The organism is Zongyangia hominis, from assembly GCF_014385095.1.
GTDB lineage: Bacteria > Bacillota > Clostridia > Oscillospirales > Ruminococcaceae > Zongyangia > Zongyangia hominis.
Map to the genome: position 1 here is coordinate 1 of NZ_JACRTC010000013.1, position 20,665 is coordinate 20,665.

Here is a 20,665-nt window from a genome sequence, read left to right on the forward strand (position 1 = left end):
AAAGAAAGGTTGTTGGAACAATTCCCGGATTCTGAGATTTGTATTGCTTATATTGGCCCTATCATCGGAGCACACACCGGTCCCGGCGCACTGGCATTGATTTACTGGGGAAATAATCGATGACGGAGGATTTGTAGATACGCAAAAAAGCATTCTCCATCATAGAAAAATATAGTTTTGTTTAGAGCTGCCGGGTAACTTATGCTCGGCAGCTTTGAACTGTCTGCTAGAAGTAGATAGTGTCAAATGATGTATGGAAAAACGAGTCAAATAAATAAGGCTCAATTGAACCTTGAAAACTGTAGATATTGATCACGATAAGCTCTCCGAGGGCTTAGGGCTCTGCCCTAAGTACCCGCAAGGGACTCGTCCCTTGACCCATTTTCAGGCTCTGCCCGAACCCGTCCTCGCCGGAAGGCAGGAAAAGGGCGCAGTTGCCCCTTTTCTGTTTGACAGGATAATCCGAGAACCTTATGTCAAGCAACTTTCGCGGCATATCCTCGCGCCTACGGCACTGCGGTATTCCACGGTTTACCTGACAACAGTTCCGCTCCATTATGCAGATGCCTGATTTTGAAGATTAAGGATGGTCTGCTGGCCGAGGAAGATGAGAAGCTGCCATTTTCCAGGCATGTTATCAGCGCCTTTGAGCATTTCTACTTCGTTCAGTACTTTGTAGCCGACATGCTTGTGTGGGCGGAGAAAGTTGTAGTAAGCAACCCATAGAGCCAGATCATAGTTGGCACCGTCGATGTTGTCAAAGCCGTTTGTGGGTCTGTAAGAGGCCTTGTATGTACGGTTGAGTCTTTCAATCATCTGTTTGTATGGACGGAACTCTTTTGACACCGCATCGTCGTTGGTAAGACCAATTACCTGGGTAATATCGAACTTGAATTTATCTCCAAATTCATGGAAGAACTGCTGTGCAGCCAATGGATAGGCGCTGTATCCATCCGCAATGAATTTAAAGTTTTTTGGAAGTTCTTTTAGGTTCCGGAAAGCCATTCTCATTGTAAGGATACAAGGACCGACACCACGATTATCCGAGACCTGGTAGCCAATGATGGAACGTTTTGCCGCATCCATAATGAACCAGATGTAGGCTTTAACGCCACGGATTTTAATGTAGGTTTCATCAGCAGTGAATACAGAGCCTGTGCCGTAATCGTAATGGTCTACAAAGGGTTTGATACACATGGCGGCAGATTTGCAGTAGTTGGCAATGCTCTGATGTGAGATGTCAATACCGTAAAGATCAAGGAGTGCCTGCTTGGTTTTTCTGAGAGAAAGACCGAGATTCACATGCAGAGTCAAACAAAGTGCCATGGTATGGGAATCGAACTTGGTGAATTTCAGGGAAGATGCATTCTTTGGAAGGGAGTTTAAATCCAACTTAAAGAAATCTATCGTGAATTCGCGGTAGATGTAGTGAAGCTTATATTTGTTTTTGCCGTAATCTTCTTCAAGATGCTTTTTGTCAACTTTCTTCAGATTGTGTAGATAGTATGGGCACTTGGGGTTAACACATTTGTGGACGATGAAGTGTTTCCGGTCCTTTTTACGATCAAGACTGTGATTACAGTGAGGGCATCTCAATACAGTGGATTTAGAAAAACGGTTATCTTCGGTTGGGGAAAAAGTGGTCTGGCAGACCTTGCACAACACTTGAGATTTGCGCTTTCCATTGTTCCACTTGAGATAGTCAGCAGGCGCGTCGCAAACGGGGCAGTGACAGGACTCTGGAATATCGCATTCTCCGTGCCTGAACACAGGCTTGATGATTTTGTGATAGCGTTCCTGATAGTAAGGAATAAGCTCTTTCCAGTCCCAATCCTGTTTGTATGAAATAATCTTAGGAAGTTCGTCAATCTTGAACTTCTGATACTTGGGAGAATGGGAATCATCGAAAGCCCATTGTTTGAGAGGGATATATCTACAGATAAAGTTAATAAGCCAGCAAATTTGTTTATGTTGGTATTGAATTAAGTGAAGTAAATACAGTATAATGTCCATGAGCATTGTCTCCTTGGTTTAAGGTTGGTTTGGCGATTGACATTATACCAGAAAAAGGGAGGTCAATGCTCTTTTTATTGCAAACTCCCATAAAATCAAGGTTTAACAATAAAAAAAGGTAGTGAAACTTGACACTACCTAGAAGTAGTAGGAGGTGAACATATGGTTCCGCATGTATTGGGCGTAGGATACGCCTATAATGAATATGAGGTTACTGCTGGCCGATGGAAAGAATTTGAAATTGAATTTGACTATGCTGATAATATTAAACAAGCGGCCGCAATGCTGTCTTTTAAAGAATATATATGCGTAGCTATTTGCTCTGATGTGATTCCACAAGACGATTTGGATATCTTGAGACAAAAACGTGCGGTACCAATTATTGTTGTGCCACCTTCATATTCGGAGGAACAGCGGTATGCATGTGTCCATTTTGGTGCTGCTCAATATTTACATACCTATAATCATCCTATGGTAGAAATGTTTTCAGAGAAAAATAGTATGAGAAATTGTTTGAAAATACCAAAAGATAAAAGAAGACCGCTAACAATCATCACTGTGAAAGACTTGTCTTTCTGCTTAGAGTACAGGTCTGTAGAGATAGCTGGGGTATGCATTGATTTGACCGAAAAAGAGTTTGATATTCTTGCGCTGCTAATTATGAATCAACGGCAAGTCTATACTTATGAAATGATAATGGATTCTGTTTGGCATGATGATTTTTCGTTTTATTCACGCAATGCGATTTCAAGCCATATAAGTAATTTACGGAAAAAGTTAAAAAGTTCGGAAACTGCATCAGAACATATTAAAAGCATTCGAGGAATAGGCTACAAATTCGAAGTATAGGTATTTCTTGTGCAAATCTTGTATAAATCTAAAGTAAATCTTGCTTTCTGTTCTATACCATAGCTCTCAATAATGGCGAGCAGCTGTTAATTGAGTAATGGTTCAATGAAAACGCGGCTTGCTGAATAGCTGCCGCTTTATACTGCGTAGACAGAAAGGTTATTTACAGCGGCATATAGGAGGATGCCGCTTTGTTTGTTTTAACCTTTTACAGTTCTCATAATCTTCACTTGCTAAAAAAAGTGTAGCTTCCCCTCCGGGGCAGTTCGGCAACCTGTCAGTATTATCGTTCTGCGCAAACCGGAATAATAATGATCTTTTTTGTTGCGCCAGTTTCCTGGAATGGGAGACTGGCGCTTTTGCTTGTCGTTTTTTGCCGAATGTCCCCAAACGGCCTCGATGCCGTTCCCCGCCTCCATTCGATTCACCCGCTAATCACCCGTGAATCGAAATGGAGGTACATAATGAAGAAAGTCAATCTTCGGGATCTGTATCCCGATGTTTATAAAACCGATGCCTTTTTGGAAGTAACCGATGAAGTACAAGCGGTGTTTCAGTCTGACGAGCGAGCTGAAGCAGCCTATGAGCGAAAAATGTATCGCTATAAGGCGCAGTACTCCCTGGACTGTGAGAATGGAATTGAAAATGCGGTCCTGCGAAAGCTGGAGACGCCGGAGATGCTTCTGGAGGAAAAGCAGCTGCGCGAGCAGATTTACTCCGCCGTGATGGCTTTGCCGAAGAAACAGGCAAGGAGAATTTACGCCCGGTACTATCTGGGGATGAGCGTAAATGAGATTGCCAGAGCCGAAGGCGTAGATCCGAGCCGTGTTCGTGACAGCATCCGGCGTGGGTTGAAACAGTTAGCAAAATATTTTTGATAAAGTTTCATTTGAAGCGCCTGTTTTTCACTCTTTTTGTCAGTGTTAATAAGAAGGACAAGTTTCTCCCCTTCGATGTACTTTGACAATCGAATAGACGGCATTTCTGGTACATAACCCATGTACGAGCGAATCAGGCGCGCCGCCAAGATGGACAGCCCAAGGAGGTGATAAACAAGGCTGTTCCCAGCGATCAACGCCAGCCTGAGACCCGGAGGTGGCACTTCGGGCGCGAGGACTCCATGGGGGCTTAAAGATACTTGTTCACACCCGCCCACGGACTTGAGGCGGAACCCTGCGGCGCACGAATAAAACGACGCTGCGGAGTTATGACAGCCGCGCCAGCGGAGATCAGGAATGTCCCCATCGTCAGGGATGCGTGGCAAATGTGGCGAAAGCAAAACTAAAATTCAAGAGAGCTGCGTCCATTTGTTGTAAACAACAGCTCAGTATTCAGATGCAGTTTTCTTTTCAAAGTTAGATACCATGCACTGGCAGTTTCGGCTGCCAGTGCATTCATGTGATTTTGAAAGCACGATGACAACCTTGACAGAATGGAGGGAATATGATTTATGGAAAAACTGATTACACGAAAAGAAGCTGCCAAAATCTTGGGGATCAGTATTACGACCTTAGATGCAGCCCGTAACAACGGCTTGATTTCTTATGTTCAGTATGTGCAGAACGGTTGTGTATATTTTACTGATATGGGCCTTCAGGAGTATATCGCAAAATGCACACACCGGGCAAAACCTATGGAAAAGAGCGCAACTTACCGCAAGCCCCGGAACGCCAAAGCATGAGCCAATCCGTATCCTTGCTGGAATTGAAGAAGTTTGATAAAACAAAGATACAGCGCTGGAGATTATTTTTTGGAGGTGACGGAATTGGCAAAAAGAAAAATGATGATTCCAGAATACGGTACAGTGATGCTCAATGGTATTGAGTATTACAGAACAAGGATTGAAGATGCAGATGGGAAGCTCGTAGCCCTTTATGCAAGAACGCCCGAAGAACTTTATAATAAGGAAACAAATGCGTTGGAGCAGATCAACAACGCCACATTCCATCGGAAATCGCCCACGGTTGCAGAATACTGTGAGAAATGGCTGCTGATGCAGTCTGTCCATGTACGGGCAACTACTTTGACGGATTACACCTCAAAGGTCAGGCGGCACATCATTGCGGAATTGGGAGATAAGCGGATGGGAGAGGTTAGCCTGGATGATATTCAGCTTGCGCTTGTCCCTGTCTCAAAAAAATCCGCATCGGTATATAAGTCAGTCGTGATTCTGTATAAATCTATTTTTCGTGCAGCAAAGGAAAGCCGAATCATTGATGATAACCCGACGATTTATCTTACGACAAAAGGTGGCGGCGTTCCGCAGAAAGATAAAGCGGCACTGACAGACGATCAGGCCGCGCGCTTATTGGATACCGTACAGGGACTTCCCCCTTATGTATTTGTTATGCTTGGCCTGTACGCAGGCTTGAGACGTGAAGAAATACTTGCCTTGAAATGGGATGCGGTTTATCTGGATGGAGACTTCCCTTACTTAGCAGTGCGGCGGGCATGGCATACTGAAAATAACAGGCCGGTGATTCTCGACGAATTAAAGACAAAGGCTGCGGAGAGAAATATCCCCCTTCCGACCTGCTTGGCAGAATGTCTGAAAGAAGCAAAAGCAAATTCGACTTCGGAGTATGTGGTCGCAAACCGGGATGGAGAACCTCTGTCTTATACGCAGTTTAAGCGGCTGTGGCAGTATATTGTGACGCGAACCGCGAAACCGAGAATGGCCCGCAAACTGGTGGACGGAAAATATGTGAAGTATATGCTTTACCCGGAGCTTGGAGAAAAGGCCCGAAACAACGGCCATGTGGTTTACAGCTTGGACTTCGAGGTTACACCGCATCAGCTGCGGCACACCTACATCACGAATCTTATTCATTCATCGGTAGACCCCAAAACGGTTCAATATCTGGCAGGCCATGAAAGCAGCAAAATTACCATGGACATCTACGCAAAGGTCAAATACAACAGACCGGATGAGCTGGTCAGAACGATGGGCAATGCATTTGCTCAATGGGATGCTGTACGAGCATAAGGCGAAACAATAAAATAGGAAATGGAGCAGGAGCGAGGCAAGGATGTCTCGCTCTTTGTTTTACATAGGCCGTATCTTTGATTAAATTTGGACTTTCTGATAAAAAGAGAGTGTAGATACGGAAACTGCACGTAATCAAGAAAGGAAGGTCAAAGATGGCTAAGAAAAAAACGGAGGTTCCGCAGTACGGAACTGTTATGAGAAAAGGAATCCCATATTACAGAACCCGGATTCTGGATGCGGATGGCAAGCAGGTGAGCTTGTATGCTGCCACCTGCGAGGAATTGTATGAAAAGCAATTAGAGGCGCGGCGCGAGGTAGAGGAGATTATCTTTCGCCGGCAGCATCCGACGGTGGCTGAGTATTGCGAGAAGTGGCTGCTGATGCAATCAGCAAAGGTATCTACGGCTACATTGAAGGGATATACCACCGACATGAAGAATTACATCATCAAACCTTTGGGAGAGATGTATATGGAGGAAGTGACGGCTGATGATATTCGACTGGCACTTGTGCCGCTGTCGAATAAATCGGAGGGGTTATACAGTACGGTGAATATGCTTCTCAAGTGTATTTTCTACTCGGCGGAGCGCAGCCAAATACTTGAGTATAACCCCTGTGTAGGAATATCGGGAAAGGGCGGAAAGCCAGCGAAAAAGAAGGATGCACTGACAGACCAGCAGGTAGAGGTGCTTCTGGATACGGTCCGGGGACTTCCACCTTATCTGTTTATTATGCTCGGCCTGTATTCGGGCCTACGCCGGGAAGAAATCCTTGCACTGCAATGGGACTGTGTATTTCTGGACGAGTCTACGCCTTATATCTCGGTGAGGCGGGCATGGCGCACAGAGCATAACAGGCCCGTGGTTTCTACGGTGCTAAAGACTAAGGCGGCAAAAAGAGATATTCCAATCCCCAAGTGTTTGGTTGATTGCCTGCGGGAAGCCAAGGCAGTCTCCAGATCAGACTATGTGATTGCGGACAGCGAAGGACAGCCTTTAGCTGCATCGCAGTTTCAACGGGTGTGGCAGTATGTAGTCGTCCGGTCCACCAAACCCCGCAATTACTATAAGTATGTGAATGGGCAGAGCATCAAATACACAGTGGAGCCAACGCTGGGTATGACACAGAAGAACAATCCCAATATCCAATATACGCTGGATTTTGATGTTACCCCACACCTGTTACGGCACACTTACATCACGAACCTTCTTTATGCAGGCGTTGATCCCAAGACAGTTCAGTACCTTGCAGGACATGAAAACAGCAAAACAACTATGGACATTTACGCAAAGGTGAAATATAATAAGCCAGAGGAGTTGTTCGAGGTAGTGAACAGCGCGCTTTAACTGGCGGGATGCTGATTGAAAATGCACCATTTTCCTTGGTTAAGGAATAGGACAACTGAACATTGAAAAGCCGGAAAAGCCCGGAATACCAAGGAAAATCGGCGCTCAAAGGAGTTTAATACGGTCTCAAAGCGGCTCGCCGCGCCCCGCAGTTCTCCAAGAGATAGTTTGTTACAGAAAAAAGCCTCCTGCTTTATGCGGGGGGCTTTTGTTATAGCTTCGCTATAACGTTGATGCGCAAGGGCATCCGCGCAATGCGCTTCGCCTTGAATGCGCAAAAATAGCCCCTTTGGGGCTATTTTAGTTAGGCGAGCCGCTTTTTGCCATCCCCGAGGCGGAGCCGAGCGGGGGCATCGACAAGCCGCGCCCCGCAGTTCTCCAAGAGATAGTTTGTTACAGAAAAAGGCCTCCTGCTTTATGCAGGGGGCTTTTGTTATAGCTTCGTTATAACATTGAGGCGCAAGGGCATCCACGCAATGGGCTTCGCCCTGAATGCGCAAAAATAGCCCCTTTGGGGCTATTTTGGTTAGGCGAGCCACAGACCGCCGGCCGGGATTCGGGCGTAAGTCCCATTTCATTAGAATGGTACAGCGTTAAAAGTTCAGTTTGTGTTTACAAAATATAATGGGTTTTGTGACTGTCTTATGACTTTTTTATGGCATAATGTAAATAAGTAAGAATGCGATAGGAATTGTGCAGGAATCCCTTTTTCCTGAACAAAGGAGGAGCGTTATGGCACTGCAACCGATAACAGCGCTATCCAGCAATGTGTCGAAAACCCTGGTCTGTATCGACCGTTTTGAAAATACTGAAATCAGCGGCCGGCTGAATAACCCCTATATGGAGCATGCCATCCCTTTTGACGGGGTGATTGATATGATCACTAAAATGGAGAAAATTCTGGATGCCGTCACCTTTCCGCTGTCCAGTGTCCGGTACCGCAGCTTTGAAGACGCGGATAAAATTGTGACCACCTGGATGCCCAAGCGGGAGGTCCTCCGTTACTATGAGGACGACATCTTTTCCAACAAAAAGGGGATGTTGGCCACCTTCTTGGTACAGGTACAATACCGCCACAATGCCACCTGGCAGGGTTATGTCCGGTGGCTCGAAGAGACAAAGGCCCAAAATTTCCGCAGCACGTTGGAGCTAATCAAGCTCCTATCCGATGCCTTGGTCTCCATCGGGGAGACACCGGTACCCCTGGCAGGCTGGGAGAACGCGGAAGAATCCGCAAGGAAGAGAGCGTAATCTTTTCTGTAACAACTGGATGATTATGGTAAAAGCCACCGATTCTTGTAAAAAGAATCGGTGGCTTTTTGTGCGTTTTGGATAAGTTGCATGGCGGCATACAATTTTGATCATTTGACAAGGGAACATGAAAAGCCGTAAAAAGATTTGCATAAATCTGACAAACCTTTCCCCCGGCCTCGACCACAGCCGACAGTAGGTGGTCTTTTTCATCCATGCCACTAGATTTGACAGAAAATGGTAAACTGCATATAATGGCAGCAAATCTGGTAAGAATAGTAGTATGCTTCCAGTTTTATCAAGGGGGCATACCGTGGCCGCGGCCGATGGCAGGGCAAGCGGCGGTAAATTCCGGGGCCGGGAGCGATCAACTTTCGGACGTCGGACATTCCGGGACAAGGGTCCCGCAAACGATCTAGAAAAGGAGAATGGTATGAACCGTATACGCAAAAGGATACGGAAAATCGGGGCGTTGGCCCGGTGCCGCCTGTGTGCGGTAGCCATATTTTCCGTGGTTTTTTGCAGCGTGCTGTATACCTTGACACTTAGGACCAACGCTGTATTTATTAAGGATGGTGGAGAGGTGAAAAAAACAATCACCTTGCGCAGCCATCCCGCTGAGATTTTGGCCGATGAAGGCATCGCCACTCAGCCGTCCGACCTGGTGGAATTCACCGGTTTCGGTGTAGACGAGGTGGCGGAAATTGATATCAAACGGGCCTTTGAGGTAAAGGTCCAGGCGGACGGGGAGACCCGTGAGGTGCACTTGGCGGAAGGCTCGGTGGGGGACGCGCTGGAAGAAGCGGGTGTAGCCGTTAACGAAGACGACCAAATCACCCCCGATCCCGCGGCGCCCTTGGAGGAGGGGACGGAGATCTCCATCGCCCGGGTGGAACACCGGCGGGTGGAAGAAATCGAAGAGATCCCTTATCCCACTGTTGAAAAGCGCACGCCGCTGCTGCCAAAGGGGCAGGTCCGGGTGACCCGCTCCGGACAGGCGGGAGAAAAGGTGTGTGTCTATGAAGAAACCTGGGTGGATGGGGAACTGACCCAGCGGGAGGCAGTGGAGGAAAATATCCGCTGTCAGCCGGTGGCCAAGACCGCCATTGTGGGTGCGGATGTACCGGTATCCCCCCAGCCGGTGGAGGTGGACGAAAACGGGGAGCCGCTCCGCTACGAGCGGGTCATCACCGGCGCGGTGGCTACCGCCTATTCCGCCCGGCCCGGCGCCTGGACCGCCAGCGGCTTTTCCGCGGTGGCGGGCACGGTGGCCGTGGACCCCGATGTGATTCCCTACGGCACCAAGCTCTATATTGCCACGCCGGACTTTTCCTTCGTCTACGGATACGCCGTGGCTGCCGACACCGGCACTGCCATAGCGGACGGCATCATCGACGTGGACTTATTCTTTAACACTTACCTGGAAAGTTGCCTCTTTGGCAAGCGGACCGTCAACATCTATGTGCTGGAAACCCCCGAAGGGGAGATTTCCCCCACCGCGCCGGTGGAGATCGGCAAATATCCCCTGGACGCCGGACCTGCGGCGGAATAAGCGAAAAAAGGGAAGGACCTTCTGGTCCTTCCCTTTTTCCTTGCGCCTGCCGCGGCCCCTGCCGGGGCGGGGCATCGCGCAATTGGTTTCCTCTGCAACACCGCCGCGTTTCACGCATTTGTGGTTTCCACCAAAGCGCAATATGGGAGCGGCAGCATGCCGCGCCTACCGGCGAGGAAGACGCGCCCGGAGTCTTCTTTGAGACGACGCCGCGTTTCACGCGCTTGTGGTTTCCGTCGGACCAAAGCGCGACATCCTCCACCGGTAGGTGGCGCTAGAGGTCCATGAATTTGTTCATAACAAGGCCGGTGGTCAGCTTGGGATAGAAATAGGTGGACTTTTGGGGCATCTTTTCGCCGCCCTCGGCCACCCGGCCGATTTCCTCCACCTTGGTGGGGTTCATGATGAAGCTGAAGTTGTAGGTGCCGTCCTGAACTTTGTCGATGGCCTCTTCCAGCACCCGTGTGTAGTTGAGGTTCACTTGGTTCATCATGTTCTCCTTGTCGATGCCGAGGATGTGCTCGAGCACCAGGGTGTGGAGGACGGAAACGTCTAAGTTGCAGTAGTCGTCGCTCATTTTGGGCTCCAAGCGCTTAACCGCGCCTAAGTCCCGCAGGGTGAGCAGGGTATAGTCCTGACTGCCGGTATAGAGGGCGAAGGACTTTTTGCCCTGAGCGTAGTCCTCGTCCAGCTTTTCCTGGAGGGAGGAAAGGGGCAGGGCGGGGGTGATATCGAAAAACTCCTCGCACTTTTTGAGCAGGTCGGGGATGTCCACATCGGGCATGTCCCGGATGAGGCGGTGGGTCGGGAAGACCACCAGGCCCGGGTGCTCCATATCGCAGAGCATCATCATGACATAGTTGCCCGGATGGCTGTCGTCGGTGATGACCCCCTTTTCCCGCAGAGCGTTTCGGATATTGATGGAGGTCTCATACCGGTGATGGCCGTCGGCGATGTAGAGCTTGCGCCCGGCAAACTGCTGGCCGACCTGAGCGATCACATCCTCGTCATAGACGCACCAGAGCCGATGGGTAACATCGCCCTCGTCGGTGAAGACGGCGTCCGGTTCCCGGTCGGAGAGGGCGTCGATGAGGGAAAGGGTGGTGTGCTCGTGGTCGATATACAGGGAATAGATTTGGCTAAACTGGCAGCCGGTGGCCATCTGCAAATTAAAGCGGTCGGTTTTGGCCTTGGAGAGGGTCTCCTCATGGGGCAGCACTACCCCTTTGGAGAAATCCTCCACCTTGACCAGGCAGATGAAGCCTTTGATCTTGTTGGGAACGCCCCGGGCGGTAAATTCCTCCTCGTAGATATAGAGCCCCTCTTTTTCATCCTGGCTCAAAACGCCGTTGGAAAGCCAGGTTTGCAGGGTTTTTGCCGCCTCCTCATAGGGATGCTCGCCTCGGGGGAGCTCCAGCCGGATGACGTTGTGGGGATTTTGTGCCAGATAATTTTGACGCTGCTCCTCGCTGATGATATCATAAGGGGGGCAGCAAAGCTCGGCGATGGTTCCCGCCTTTTCGGTAAAGCGCACGCCGCGAAAGCCTTTGACTGTTGCCATAGATGTTTCCTCCCATTGTGGGCGCGGGGTGTCCGGCCCATTGATGACAATGCAGGCGCACAAAAAGCGCCGGTACAACACAGAAAACGCCGCCGGTATCAGGGATGGGACCTTTGCTCGTCCCGGCCGGACAGCTGTCTTCATTATAGCATCCGCCTCAGGGTGGGGCAATGATTTTTTGGGGGAAAACAGGGGAAATCAGGGAACCATCACAGAAAGAGCGGAAGTTATGGGAGGAAATTTCATCTTCTATTTACAAAACAGAGCCCATTTTCTGGTATGATATTGTAGCAAATAGTGCGCGGGCGCATGGAAATAGGCAATGACACGGCGCTTTGGCAGCGCTTAGGAAAGGAAGGGTTTGACAAATGGTAGAGGTGCAGCATCTAGTCAAACGATACGGCGTCAAAAACGCCGTGGATGACATCAGCTTCTCCATTGACTCGGGGGAGATTGTGGGTTTCCTCGGCCCCAATGGGGCGGGAAAATCCACCACCATGAACATTCTCACCGGGTACATCTCCGCGACACAGGGGACGGCCAAGATCGGCGGGTTCGACATCCTGGAGGAACCCATGGAGGCGAAAAAGTGCATCGGATATCTGCCCGAACAGCCGCCGCTGTATCTGGACATGACGGTGGACGCCTACCTCCAATTCATGTTTGAACTCAAAAAGGTGAAGCTCCCCCGCAAGGAACATCTCCATGAGGTGTGCGCTCTGTGCGGCATTGAAGGGGTCCGCCAGCGCATCATTAAGAATCTCTCCAAGGGCTACCGCCAGCGGGTGGGACTGGCCCAGGCGCTGCTCGGTAACCCCCAGGTTCTCATCCTGGACGAGCCCACCGTGGGACTCGACCCCAATCAGATCATCGAAATCCGGGGCCTCATCCAGTCTTTGGGCAAGCGTCACACCATTATTTTGTCCTCCCACATCCTCAGCGAGGTGCAGGCGGTGTGCGACCGGATTATCATTTTAAGCGATGGCCGGCTCATCGCCGACGGCACGCCCGAATCCATCGCGGCCACCCTCTCCACCGACCACAGCCTGACCGCCCGCATCGAGGGCGACTGTGAGCGGGTGCAGCGGGTCCTGCGGGGGCTGGGTTCCGACGTCCAGGTGACCGTGGAAGGCCGGCGGGAAAATGAAAGCGGCGCTGAGATCTACGACTACCGGGTGACGAGCACCGAGCGCCGGGATTTGCGGCGCGATCTGTTCGCGGCCCTTTGCCGGGAGCAAATGCCCTTGCTTTTGCTCAAGACCTCCGAACTCACCTTGGAGGAAGTGTTCCTCCAGCTCATTGAGGAGCAGCACGCCGCCCCGGCGGCCGGGGAAGCGCCGACGTCCGGAGTGAAGGACAGCGGTTCCCAGATGGGAGACGCCCCGGCGGAGGACGGCCTGAAAAAAGAGACTGCGGCAAACGGCGATCAAGCCGGAGAGGCCGCCGGGGGCGAGGGTACGGCCCGGCCCAGCGGCAGCGAGGCGGATACCGGCGCCGGGGAAGCACAGGGCGCACCCGATGAAAACGGCACGGAAACCGCCGTCAAAGCGCCGGATGGTCCGGATACAAGGAAGGCTGCCACCGGCAGCGGAGCGACACGGGAAAGGGAGGGGCAATCGCTATGACAGCCATCTTTAAACGGGAACTGAGCGCCTATTTCTCCTCGGCGGTCGGGTTTATCTTTCTGGCGGTGTTTTTCGCCTTTGGAGGCTTCTACTTTTTCCTGGGCAATGTCCTCTCCAACACCACCGACATGCGGGCGTTTTTCTCCTCCATCTTCTCGGTGATCATGTTCCTCATCCCCATTTTGACCATGCGGCTGATGAGCGAGGACAAAAAGCTCAAAACCGACCAAGCGCTGCTGACGGCGCCGGTGGGTCTGTACGGCATTGTACTGGGCAAGTATCTCTCGGCGGTGGTGGTCTATCTGGCGGCCATGGCCATGACGGTGGTCTACGCCGTGACGCTAGCGGCCTTTGCCCCCATCGATTTGTCCCTCTTCTTCGGGCATCTGCTGGGCGCTATTTTCTTAGGCCTCGCCCTCATCGCCATCGGCGAGTTTATCTCCTCCCTCACCGAAAGCCAGGTGATCGCCGCCGTGGCCAGCTTTGCCGTGATGATGGCGCTGATGCTTATCGACACCCTTTCCAGCGTCATGCCCACCCAGTTTTTGAAGGACGTGATTTATGGGATCTCTTTTTACACCCGGTATGCCAACTTCACCCTGGGTGTTCTGAGTATCGCCGACGTGATCTTTTTCCTGAGCGTGGCCGGGCTCTTCCTGTTCTTTACCGTCCGCGTGTTGGAAAAGAAAAGATGGAGCTAGGAGGTGGCGCAGATGAAAATCTTTAAAAAACAGGAGAACCCCGAAACCGCGCCCTCCGTGCTGGAGCAGGGAAAGACGGCGTCCAATGCGGGAAACTTCTTTCACAGCAAGAGACTGAAACATTCCGGCCTGGCGGTGGGCCTGACGGTCATCGTCATTGTAGCGGTGGTGCTATTAAACTTTGTCATGAGCGCTCTAGCCGCCCGGTATCCCATGAGCATCGATATGACCAAAGACAAGGCATTCCAGCTCTCCCAGCAAAGCAAGGACTACATCGCGGGCCTTGAAAAGGACGTTTCCATCAAGGTGCTCGCTTCCCAGCAGACCTTCACCGGTCTCAATGATTACTATGCCCAGGCGGCCCAAATCATTGAATTGTATGGCAAATTCTCCGATAAGATCAAGGTGGAGTATGTGGACTTGGTGCAAAATCCGCAGCTGGAAAATCAGTATGCCGATTTGTCGCCCTCCAATTATGATATACTCATCATCTGCGGCGATCAGATCGTGAAGCTGAGTCCCACCGATCTTTTCAATGTGGAGCAGAGCTATTACGGCGGGCAGATTGCGTCCTCCAAGGCCGAGCAGGCCATGACTTCCGCCATTGTGCAGGTCACCGATGAAAACAAGGTCAAGGTGGCGGTGCTCTCCGGACACGGGGAAGCGGACATCACCGACTTTACGGGCCTGCTCACCACCAACAACTACGAGATAATCGACCATTCCGTGGTCACCGAGGACATCCCCGACGAAGTGTCGGTGGTGATTCTGGCGGCCCCCGCAAAGGACTACACGGTGGAGGAGCTCTCCCGGCTGGACAAATTCCTGGAAGGGGACGGCAAGAGCGTGGTCTATCTGGCCGACGCCGGACAGCCCGACACCCCCAATCTGGACGCGTTCCTGGCCGAGTGGGGCATCAAGGTGGGCAGCGGCCTGACTTTTGAGACCAATGCCAGCATGGTCTTTAACCAAAACTCCTTCTTTACCATTGTCAACTACGCCTCCGACCGATTTGCGGGCAGCCTCATCAGCGACAAGATCGTCATGACACTGCCTTATAGCCGTCCCATGGAAAAGCTCTTTGACGAAAAGGGCACCGTGAAGGTGGAGGAGCTCCTTTCCTTCTCCGAGACAGCGGGCGTCATGCCCAAGGATGCTACCGAGGACTACGCCCCCTCCGATGAGGACATGGTGGGCCCTTTCCCGGGCCTCCTCTACGCCACTAACACTTCCGCCGATGGGAAGGAGTCCCATGTGGTGGCCTGCGGCACCTACAGCGCCCTGGTTTCCACCCTCTTAGAGAGCACTTCCGTTGGAAACGGCAACTATTTCCTCAACATGATGGATGAATTGTCCCATCGGGAAAACAACATCCAGATTGTGGCCAAGGATATCAGCGGCAGCGAGCTTGGCGTCAACACCGCCCAAGTAATTTTACTGGGGTCTGTGTTTGTGGTCATCGTACCCCTGGTGGTCCTGTGCGCCGGCCTGGTGATCTGGATTCGCCGCCGCCACCGCTAGCCACCTGCCGGTGGAGGATATCGCGCTGTAGTATCGTTTGAGACACAAGCGCGGGAAACGCGGCAGTGTTGCCAATGGAGCCATGGGCGCGACATGCCCGCCGCTAGCCACCTGCCGGTGGAGGATATCGCGCTGTAGTTATCGTTAGAGACACAAGCGGGGGTGGCGCGTCAACCCGCACCGGCAGGTGTGCTGAAAGGAGAGAGAAAGCTTTTGAGCAAAGGCAAATGGAATAAAAAGGCGGTGGGCCTGCTGGCGGGACTGGTCGTGGTGGCTGTGCTGACGGTGACCGCGGTGTTCTTCCTGCGCACACCGGCGCCGGGGGAGGAGGAGAGCGGTTCCTCCGAGAGCGGGCAGAGTATCGTTCTCTCCAATCAGGCCACCGAGAATGTGGTATCGGTGCAGATCCAGGTGGCCTATGGGGACTATACCGTACAGGTGGACGAAAACGGCGACGCCTATATCGAAGAGCTTTCCGGGTATCCCCGCAACGAAAACGGGCTCTATTCGGTGCTCGCAGACGCCTCCAATATCACAGCCAAGCAGCTGGTGGAGGAAAACCCCGGCGATGTGGAGAAGTACGGGCTTAAAGACCCCTTGTCCGTGGCCACCATCACCTACAAAGACGGCAGCGTCTTTGTCCTCAAGGTGGGGGATACGGCCCCCCAGAACAGAGGGGTGTATGTCCAAACCCAGGACGGCAACGTCTATCTGATGGATGAATATAACATTTACGGCCTCATTTCCCCCATGACCGAGTATGTGGAGCGGCGCCTCGTGCCGCCGCTGGAGAGCAGTACGGAAGTGGTGGAGAGCTGCAAGACGGCAGGCCTTAAAAAGATCACCATCGGCGGCGCCCTTCGGGAGCAGCCCATCGAGATCACCTTTGATAAAGAAAGCGGCACCTTTTATATGGTGTCCCCGGTCAAACGCCGCCTCAGTGAGGAGGGCATCGACAAGCTGGGCGGCATCTTTGGGGTTTACGCTTCCCATGTGGTCAATTTGGAGCCCACGGCCCAGGACATCACCGCCGCGGGACTGGACGACCCGGAGACACTGATCACCTTGGAATACGCCGATCAGACCTTGGCGCTCCGGCTTGACGGTAAGGATAAGGATCTGCTCAGCGCCATGCGCTCGGATGTCAATATCCTCTATGACCTGGATATGAGCACCATCTCCTTCATGGAGTACACCTACACGGACCTGCTGGCGGATGCGTACATCGTGGACAGCCAGGACGAAATTGCCTCCCTGGAAATCACCCTGGGCGGCAAGACCTACACTCTGGTGCCGGGGGATGCTCCCACCCTCAACGGCGCGGCTGTGGAAGCGGAGCCCTTCGCCCAGATGATGGAAATGGCGCTTTCCGCCCGGAGCGAGGGCGAAAGGACACAGAAAGTGTCCGGAGAGCCGGAGATGGTGATGACGGTGCGCCTGAAAGATCAGGCCCGGGAGCCGGAAGTGCTCAAGTTCTATTACGATGGCGTCCGGTCCTATGACGTGGACTGCAACGGCTCGATCACTTCCTATATTAAGGCCTCCTTTGTGGAGAAGCTGGGCGAGGCGCTGGAGGCGCTGAGCAAAGGCGAGAGCTTCTCCGTGAGCTGGTAGAAGAAAAAATAAAAATGGCCGCAAAAGCGGCCATTTTTAGCGCAAGGAGGGCGAGCAGTGTCCGCTGACACACCGCGCTTTCGCGGGTCAGTAACAAAAACGCGAGGGACGCGGCGGTGGCGCGAACGCAACCTAATACGCGTCGTCCCGCCCCGGCAGGGGCCGCCGTAGGCGGTCAGCTCTCCTCTTCCTCCTGGGGGGAGGGGAGGTCCGCTTGTGCGCTGTCGGAAGACCGGCTTTTCCGTGGGAAGATAAAACGGTTAACAAGAACCGCGAGAATAATGCCGATGCTGGTGTCGATGACACGGTCCATTACATATAGCAGGGAGTTATGGATTCCCCGGTCAAAGTTGGTGGCAATGTTGAGAAAGACGATGCAGCAGATGGCGGCGGAATCTTTTCTGCCGAGAATATTGCACAAATAGATGGCAAGAAGCAAAAAGAGCGGTATAATGGGGATATACGCCCAGTCGTGGTACTGGGGAATGAGCTTGGCGCTCTCCAAAAGCAGGAAGCCCACAAAGCCGCCGATGAGCGTCCCGATAAACCGATGAACCCCCACATGCACTGTCTTTCCGGTGGTGGGCTGCATGCAGACTACTGCCGCAATGCAGGAATAGAAGGCGTAATTGCGCCCGAACAGGCAGGACACCAGCAGGCATAAACAGACGGCAATCCCGGTCTTCACTGCCCGCAGTCCCGGCTTATATCGAAAATTCATGCGAATCCTCCTCGGTGGCAGCCGCTCCTCCTTTTGGGACAAGCGGCCCCTGCTTTCAATTCTATTAAGTATAACACAAAGGCCAGCCGCCCTTCAATATAGGAAGCGGCCTTCTCCGGCCGAAGAAAGGACCTCCGCCATGGTAAAGTTCAAACGTATTTTAAAGGAATGGATACTCCCCTTCGCCATCGAAATTATCATCGTCCTGCTCCTCATTAAATTCGTCTTTTTCTTCGCCACCGTTCCCACCGGCTCCATGATCCCCACCATCAACAAGGGGGATTGGCTTTTTACCACCCGGATGTATAGCCCGGAAAAGAACGTCAAGCGGGGAGACATCCTGGTCTTTCGCAGCGACGAGCTGGATATGACCCTCATCAAACGGGTGATCGGCCTGCCCGGCGAAACGGTAGAGGTCACTTCCGACGGCAGCGTCATCATCAATGGGGAAAAGCTCGACGAGCCCTATGTCAAGCACCCCTCCAATAAGGCCCGCTCCTTCCAGGTGCCGGAGGGTTGCTATCTTTTTATGGGCGACAACCGCGCCGGTTCTTTTGACGCCCGGGAGTGGGAGAACCCCTATATCCCGGCGGACAAGATTATCGGCCACGCTATTTTTAAACTGTGGCCCCTGACCCAGATGGGGGTCCTTAAATAAAGGAAAGGCCAGCCGGTCAAAACCGGCTGGCCTTTCCTTTATTTCATGTTTTCGATGAGCTTTAAGATGAGGGCCTTTTGCTCGGAGCTTAGTGTGCTCCACCGCTCAAACATGGCAAGCTGCTCCTCCGTTAGGGAGTTAGGCGTGCTGCCATCGGCAAAGAACTCGGAAATGCTCAGACCCAGCCCCTTACAGATGGCCTCCAAAGACTGAATATTCGGCTGATAGTTTTTCTTATACCAGGCGCTGATGGTGCTTTGGGTCAGCCCCGAGGCCTTTGCCAACTGATAAGTCGACCAGCCCTTTTGCGCCAAAAGCTCGTCCAGACGCTTTAAAAAATCCACGGGACACCCCTCTTTTGACAAATACTTTATTTTCTTTAATTTTATAACGATAAAACGTTGCAAAATAGAACGTGATGATGTAAAATACTACTTGTAAACGAAGCAATCGTTTGCAAAGAAGGCCCAAGTTTCTTTCCTCCTACAGACATCACCAGTTGTATCGAGCAGAAGCGATGGGCGCAGAAAAAAGGAGAAGCCATTGGCTTCTCCTTTTTTCGTTGCCCCGCCGGTAGGCGGCGGCGGCAAGTCACGCTCCAGGCTTCGATCAAAACACCGCCGCGTCTCCTGCGTTACAGTTTCGTAAGACACAACAGCGCGATTTGGCAGCGGGCCCTGCCCGCTAGGAGCAGAAGAGGTGGTTGCCGATGCGTTTGATAACGGGGCGGGAGCGAATCCACTTGTTGGAGGTCTTGTCGGGATTATAATAGTAGATAGCACCGCCGGAGGGGTCCCAGCCGTTGAGGGCGTCCTGGGCCGCCTGATAGCAGGAATCCGCGATGGGCTGATTGATCTGTCCGTCGTTGATGGCGGAAAAGGCGCCGGGCTGGTAGACCACTCCGGCCAGGGTGTCAGGAAAAGAGGGATGGGCCACTCGGTTGAGGACCACCGCACCCACCGCCACCTGTCCGGTGTAGGACTCGCCCCGGGCCTCCGCGGAAATAATCCGGGCCAGAAGCTGATAGTCGCTCTGGGAGGTGGCGGACTCATTGCCCCCGGAGGAGAGCCCCAACGCCTTGAGGGTGTTGGGCCCCGCAATGCCGTCCACACTGAGTCCCTTTTGTCTCTGGAAGGCGCGGACCGCTTCTTCAGTTTTAGCGCCGTAGATGCCGTCCACCGCGATGCGGTAAAGACCCAAGTCCTTGAGCTTCTGCTGGATTTTTCTAACCTCTTCCCCTCGGGAACCCCGCTTGGACAGGGTGGGCACAGCCAGGGTATCGCTGACCGTGTGGGAGGAGGCGGAGGTGGCGGGAGAATAACGCAGTACAAAATAGGCGAAGGCGATGACACACAGGTTGAGCATGACGACAACCATCACCTTTAATATTTTTGCGAAGGATTCTTCCATCTTTGCAAAACTCCAATCTGCCGCCGTGCGGCTTTGACTATAAAAAGTTTTCCCGGAAAGTGGAGGAATATCCAAAAAAGAAAATCATCGTTTTTCTACTATTTTTTAAAAAAAGGCACACCCCGGCCTCCTTTTGCATAGGATAGCGTACACAAATGGATGGCAAGGGGTGTGGATATGGAACTGATCATTGGCGTAAGTATCTGTATTTTGGCGATTGCGGTCAGCTACGTACTGGGCGAGTTTTTTGAGCGGCGGAGAAGAGAGAAAAACCTGGTGGGTTATACCTGCCCGCTGGATGGGGAAGAGATACCGGCCGACGCGGAGGAAGTCTCCCGCTACATTCATTTCGCGGCCGGCTTCATGCAGCGGCGGCATCAGGTCTACGGGCTGGACCGGGGCTATTATAAGCGGGCGGCTGAACAGCTGGTGATCTACATCATCGAGTGCAAGGGGCATCTGCCGACCCCGGCTTTGGTCGAAAAGATCTCAGAGGAAACCGAGCGGTATTTCGAGAGCTTTAGCGAGATGGAGGATGTTTTGGACGCATCGCCGGAATAAAAAGAAAAAAGGCCGGGGGATTTCCCCCGGCTTTTTCTAATCCCATCTGTCATGCTGGGACCGGCGGATAGGTGATAAAGGGAAAAAACGAAAGAAAAATTACGATATGGTATAATTAAAGATAAAGTAAACCAAATGTATAGAAAAAGAATAGGAAATAAGAAAAGAGAAGGGAAAAAAGGGATTGACAGGGGGGAGGGCGTATGGTAAAATAAATGAGCTGTCCGGGAAAAGGACGGGCGGGAGCCCGGAAACGAAAAGGCAGCAAAAAAAAGAATGGGAAATATATTGAC

Annotated in this window: 19 protein-coding genes; 14 read left to right on the top strand and 5 right to left on the bottom strand. The window is 52.0% G+C overall.

The features are described 5' to 3' along the window. The first annotated feature begins 12 nt into the window (after positions 1–12). A complete protein-coding gene (locus H8709_RS11905; RefSeq protein WP_262398461.1) occupies positions 13–123 on the top strand; it encodes a DegV family protein in 111 nt (36 codons plus the stop codon). Between the two features lie 432 nt (positions 124–555). Here H8709_RS11905 and H8709_RS11540 read toward each other — a convergent pair whose 3' ends face one another. Further along, positions 556–2,019 (bottom strand): IS6 family transposase, encoded by a 1,464-nt coding sequence (locus H8709_RS11540; RefSeq protein ID WP_443983740.1) that lies wholly within the window; start codon positions 2,017–2,019, stop codon positions 556–558. Positions 2,020–2,175: 156 nt separating this feature from the next. On the opposite strand from H8709_RS11540, the gene H8709_RS11545 reads away from it, so the two are divergent. The 7 genes from H8709_RS11545 (at position 2,176) to H8709_RS11575 (ending at position 10,000) form a co-directional block, all read left to right on the top strand. Continuing rightward, the gene (locus H8709_RS11545) at positions 2,176–2,862 is read left to right on the top strand and encodes a winged helix-turn-helix domain-containing protein (RefSeq protein ID WP_016147206.1); all 687 of its coding nucleotides are present in this window, start codon (positions 2,176–2,178) and stop codon (positions 2,860–2,862) included. Positions 2,863–3,326: 464 nt separating this feature from the next. Further along, positions 3,327–3,740 (top strand): sigma-70 family RNA polymerase sigma factor, encoded by a 414-nt coding sequence (locus H8709_RS11550; protein ID WP_002587450.1) that lies wholly within the window; start codon positions 3,327–3,329, stop codon positions 3,738–3,740. Positions 3,741–4,312: 572 nt separating this feature from the next. Further along, a complete protein-coding gene (locus tag H8709_RS11555; RefSeq protein WP_002587451.1) occupies positions 4,313–4,543 on the top strand; it encodes a MerR family transcriptional regulator in 231 nt (76 codons plus the stop codon). Between the two features lie 84 nt (positions 4,544–4,627). Further along, positions 4,628–5,848, top strand: coding sequence for a tyrosine-type recombinase/integrase (locus tag H8709_RS11560; protein ID WP_002587452.1), 1,221 nt, complete (start codon positions 4,628–4,630; stop codon positions 5,846–5,848). A 155-nt stretch (positions 5,849–6,003) separates the two neighbouring features. Then, the gene (locus tag H8709_RS11565; protein ID WP_002587453.1) at positions 6,004–7,197 is read left to right on the top strand and encodes a tyrosine-type recombinase/integrase; all 1,194 of its coding nucleotides are present in this window, start codon (positions 6,004–6,006) and stop codon (positions 7,195–7,197) included. Positions 7,198–7,929: 732 nt separating this feature from the next. Beyond that, positions 7,930–8,448, top strand: a complete 519-nt coding sequence (locus H8709_RS11570; RefSeq protein ID WP_262398465.1) for a hypothetical protein — start codon at positions 7,930–7,932, stop codon at positions 8,446–8,448. A gap of 583 nt (positions 8,449–9,031) precedes the next feature. Then, positions 9,032–10,000 (top strand): G5 domain-containing protein, encoded by a 969-nt coding sequence (locus H8709_RS11575; protein WP_262398466.1) that lies wholly within the window; start codon positions 9,032–9,034, stop codon positions 9,998–10,000. Positions 10,001–10,274: 274 nt separating this feature from the next. On the opposite strand, the gene H8709_RS11580 is transcribed toward H8709_RS11575, so the two are convergent. Then, positions 10,275–11,561 (bottom strand): DUF1015 domain-containing protein, encoded by a 1,287-nt coding sequence (locus tag H8709_RS11580; protein ID WP_262398467.1) that lies wholly within the window; start codon positions 11,559–11,561, stop codon positions 10,275–10,277. Between the two features lie 368 nt (positions 11,562–11,929). Here H8709_RS11580 and H8709_RS11585 point away from each other — a divergent pair, with 368 nt between their 5' ends. From H8709_RS11585 to H8709_RS11600, 4 genes are all read left to right on the top strand, one after another. Continuing rightward, positions 11,930–13,186, top strand: coding sequence for an ATP-binding cassette domain-containing protein (locus tag H8709_RS11585; protein ID WP_262398468.1), 1,257 nt, complete (start codon positions 11,930–11,932; stop codon positions 13,184–13,186). Further along, on the top strand, positions 13,183–13,887 hold the full coding sequence (locus H8709_RS11590) for an ABC transporter (protein ID WP_262398469.1): 705 nt from the start codon (positions 13,183–13,185) through the stop codon (positions 13,885–13,887). Before H8709_RS11585 ends, H8709_RS11590 begins: the two co-directional genes overlap by 4 nt. Positions 13,888–13,899: 12 nt before the next feature. Further along, on the top strand, positions 13,900–15,408 hold the full coding sequence (locus H8709_RS11595; RefSeq protein WP_262398470.1) for a GldG family protein: 1,509 nt from the start codon (positions 13,900–13,902) through the stop codon (positions 15,406–15,408). A gap of 213 nt (positions 15,409–15,621) precedes the next feature. Further along, entirely contained in the window at positions 15,622–17,022 is a 1,401-nt protein-coding gene (locus H8709_RS11600) for a DUF4340 domain-containing protein (protein ID WP_262398471.1), read from the top strand. Positions 17,023–17,197: 175 nt separating this feature from the next. Here H8709_RS11600 and H8709_RS11605 read toward each other — a convergent pair whose 3' ends face one another. Further along, positions 17,198–17,743, bottom strand: a complete 546-nt coding sequence (locus H8709_RS11605) for an FUSC family protein (RefSeq protein ID WP_262398472.1) — start codon at positions 17,741–17,743, stop codon at positions 17,198–17,200. Between the two features lie 139 nt (positions 17,744–17,882). Here H8709_RS11605 and lepB point away from each other — a divergent pair, with 139 nt between their 5' ends. Continuing rightward, on the top strand, positions 17,883–18,401 hold the full coding sequence (gene lepB / locus H8709_RS11610) for a signal peptidase I (protein ID WP_262398473.1): 519 nt from the start codon (positions 17,883–17,885) through the stop codon (positions 18,399–18,401). A 38-nt stretch (positions 18,402–18,439) separates the two neighbouring features. Here the strand turns inward: lepB and H8709_RS11615 are convergent, their stop codons facing one another. Next, positions 18,440–18,745 carry a helix-turn-helix domain-containing protein gene (locus H8709_RS11615; RefSeq protein ID WP_262398474.1) on the bottom strand — a complete coding sequence of 102 codons (306 nt, stop codon included), beginning with the start codon at positions 18,743–18,745 and terminating at the stop codon, positions 18,440–18,442. Positions 18,746–19,085: 340 nt separating this feature from the next. Beyond that, entirely contained in the window at positions 19,086–19,811 is a 726-nt protein-coding gene (gene sleB / locus H8709_RS11620) for a spore cortex-lytic enzyme (RefSeq protein WP_262398475.1), read from the bottom strand. 177 nt (positions 19,812–19,988) lie between these two features. Here sleB and H8709_RS11625 point away from each other — a divergent pair, with 177 nt between their 5' ends. After that, complete coding sequence (locus H8709_RS11625; protein ID WP_262398476.1) at positions 19,989–20,372, top strand: hypothetical protein; 384 nt, start codon at positions 19,989–19,991, stop codon at positions 20,370–20,372. Positions 20,373–20,665: the final 293 nt, after the last annotated feature.

Excerpts from the sequence above, each read along its gene's own strand:
- H8709_RS11580 (WP_262398467.1), bottom strand. The coding sequence starts at position 11,561 with ATGGCAACAGTCAAAGGCTTTCGCGGCGTGCGCTTTACCGAAAAGGCG.
- H8709_RS11545 (WP_016147206.1), top strand. The coding sequence starts at position 2,176 with ATGGTTCCGCATGTATTGGGCGTAGGATACGCCTATAATGAATATGAG.
- H8709_RS11585 (WP_262398468.1), top strand. The coding sequence starts at position 11,930 with ATGGTAGAGGTGCAGCATCTAGTCAAACGATACGGCGTCAAAAACGCC.
- H8709_RS11625 (WP_262398476.1), top strand. The coding sequence starts at position 19,989 with ATGGAACTGATCATTGGCGTAAGTATCTGTATTTTGGCGATTGCGGTC.
- H8709_RS11590 (WP_262398469.1), top strand. The coding sequence starts at position 13,183 with ATGACAGCCATCTTTAAACGGGAACTGAGCGCCTATTTCTCCTCGGCG.
- H8709_RS11550 (WP_002587450.1), top strand. The coding sequence starts at position 3,327 with ATGAAGAAAGTCAATCTTCGGGATCTGTATCCCGATGTTTATAAAACC.
- H8709_RS11570 (WP_262398465.1), top strand. The coding sequence starts at position 7,930 with ATGGCACTGCAACCGATAACAGCGCTATCCAGCAATGTGTCGAAAACC.
- H8709_RS11540 (WP_443983740.1), bottom strand. The coding sequence starts at position 2,019 with ATGCTCATGGACATTATACTGTATTTACTTCACTTAATTCAATACCAA.
- lepB (WP_262398473.1), top strand. The coding sequence starts at position 17,883 with ATGGTAAAGTTCAAACGTATTTTAAAGGAATGGATACTCCCCTTCGCC.
- H8709_RS11555 (WP_002587451.1), top strand. The coding sequence starts at position 4,313 with ATGGAAAAACTGATTACACGAAAAGAAGCTGCCAAAATCTTGGGGATC.
- H8709_RS11565 (WP_002587453.1), top strand. The coding sequence starts at position 6,004 with ATGGCTAAGAAAAAAACGGAGGTTCCGCAGTACGGAACTGTTATGAGA.
- H8709_RS11595 (WP_262398470.1), top strand. The coding sequence starts at position 13,900 with ATGAAAATCTTTAAAAAACAGGAGAACCCCGAAACCGCGCCCTCCGTG.
- H8709_RS11605 (WP_262398472.1), bottom strand. The coding sequence starts at position 17,743 with ATGAATTTTCGATATAAGCCGGGACTGCGGGCAGTGAAGACCGGGATT.
- sleB (WP_262398475.1), bottom strand. The coding sequence starts at position 19,811 with ATGGAAGAATCCTTCGCAAAAATATTAAAGGTGATGGTTGTCGTCATG.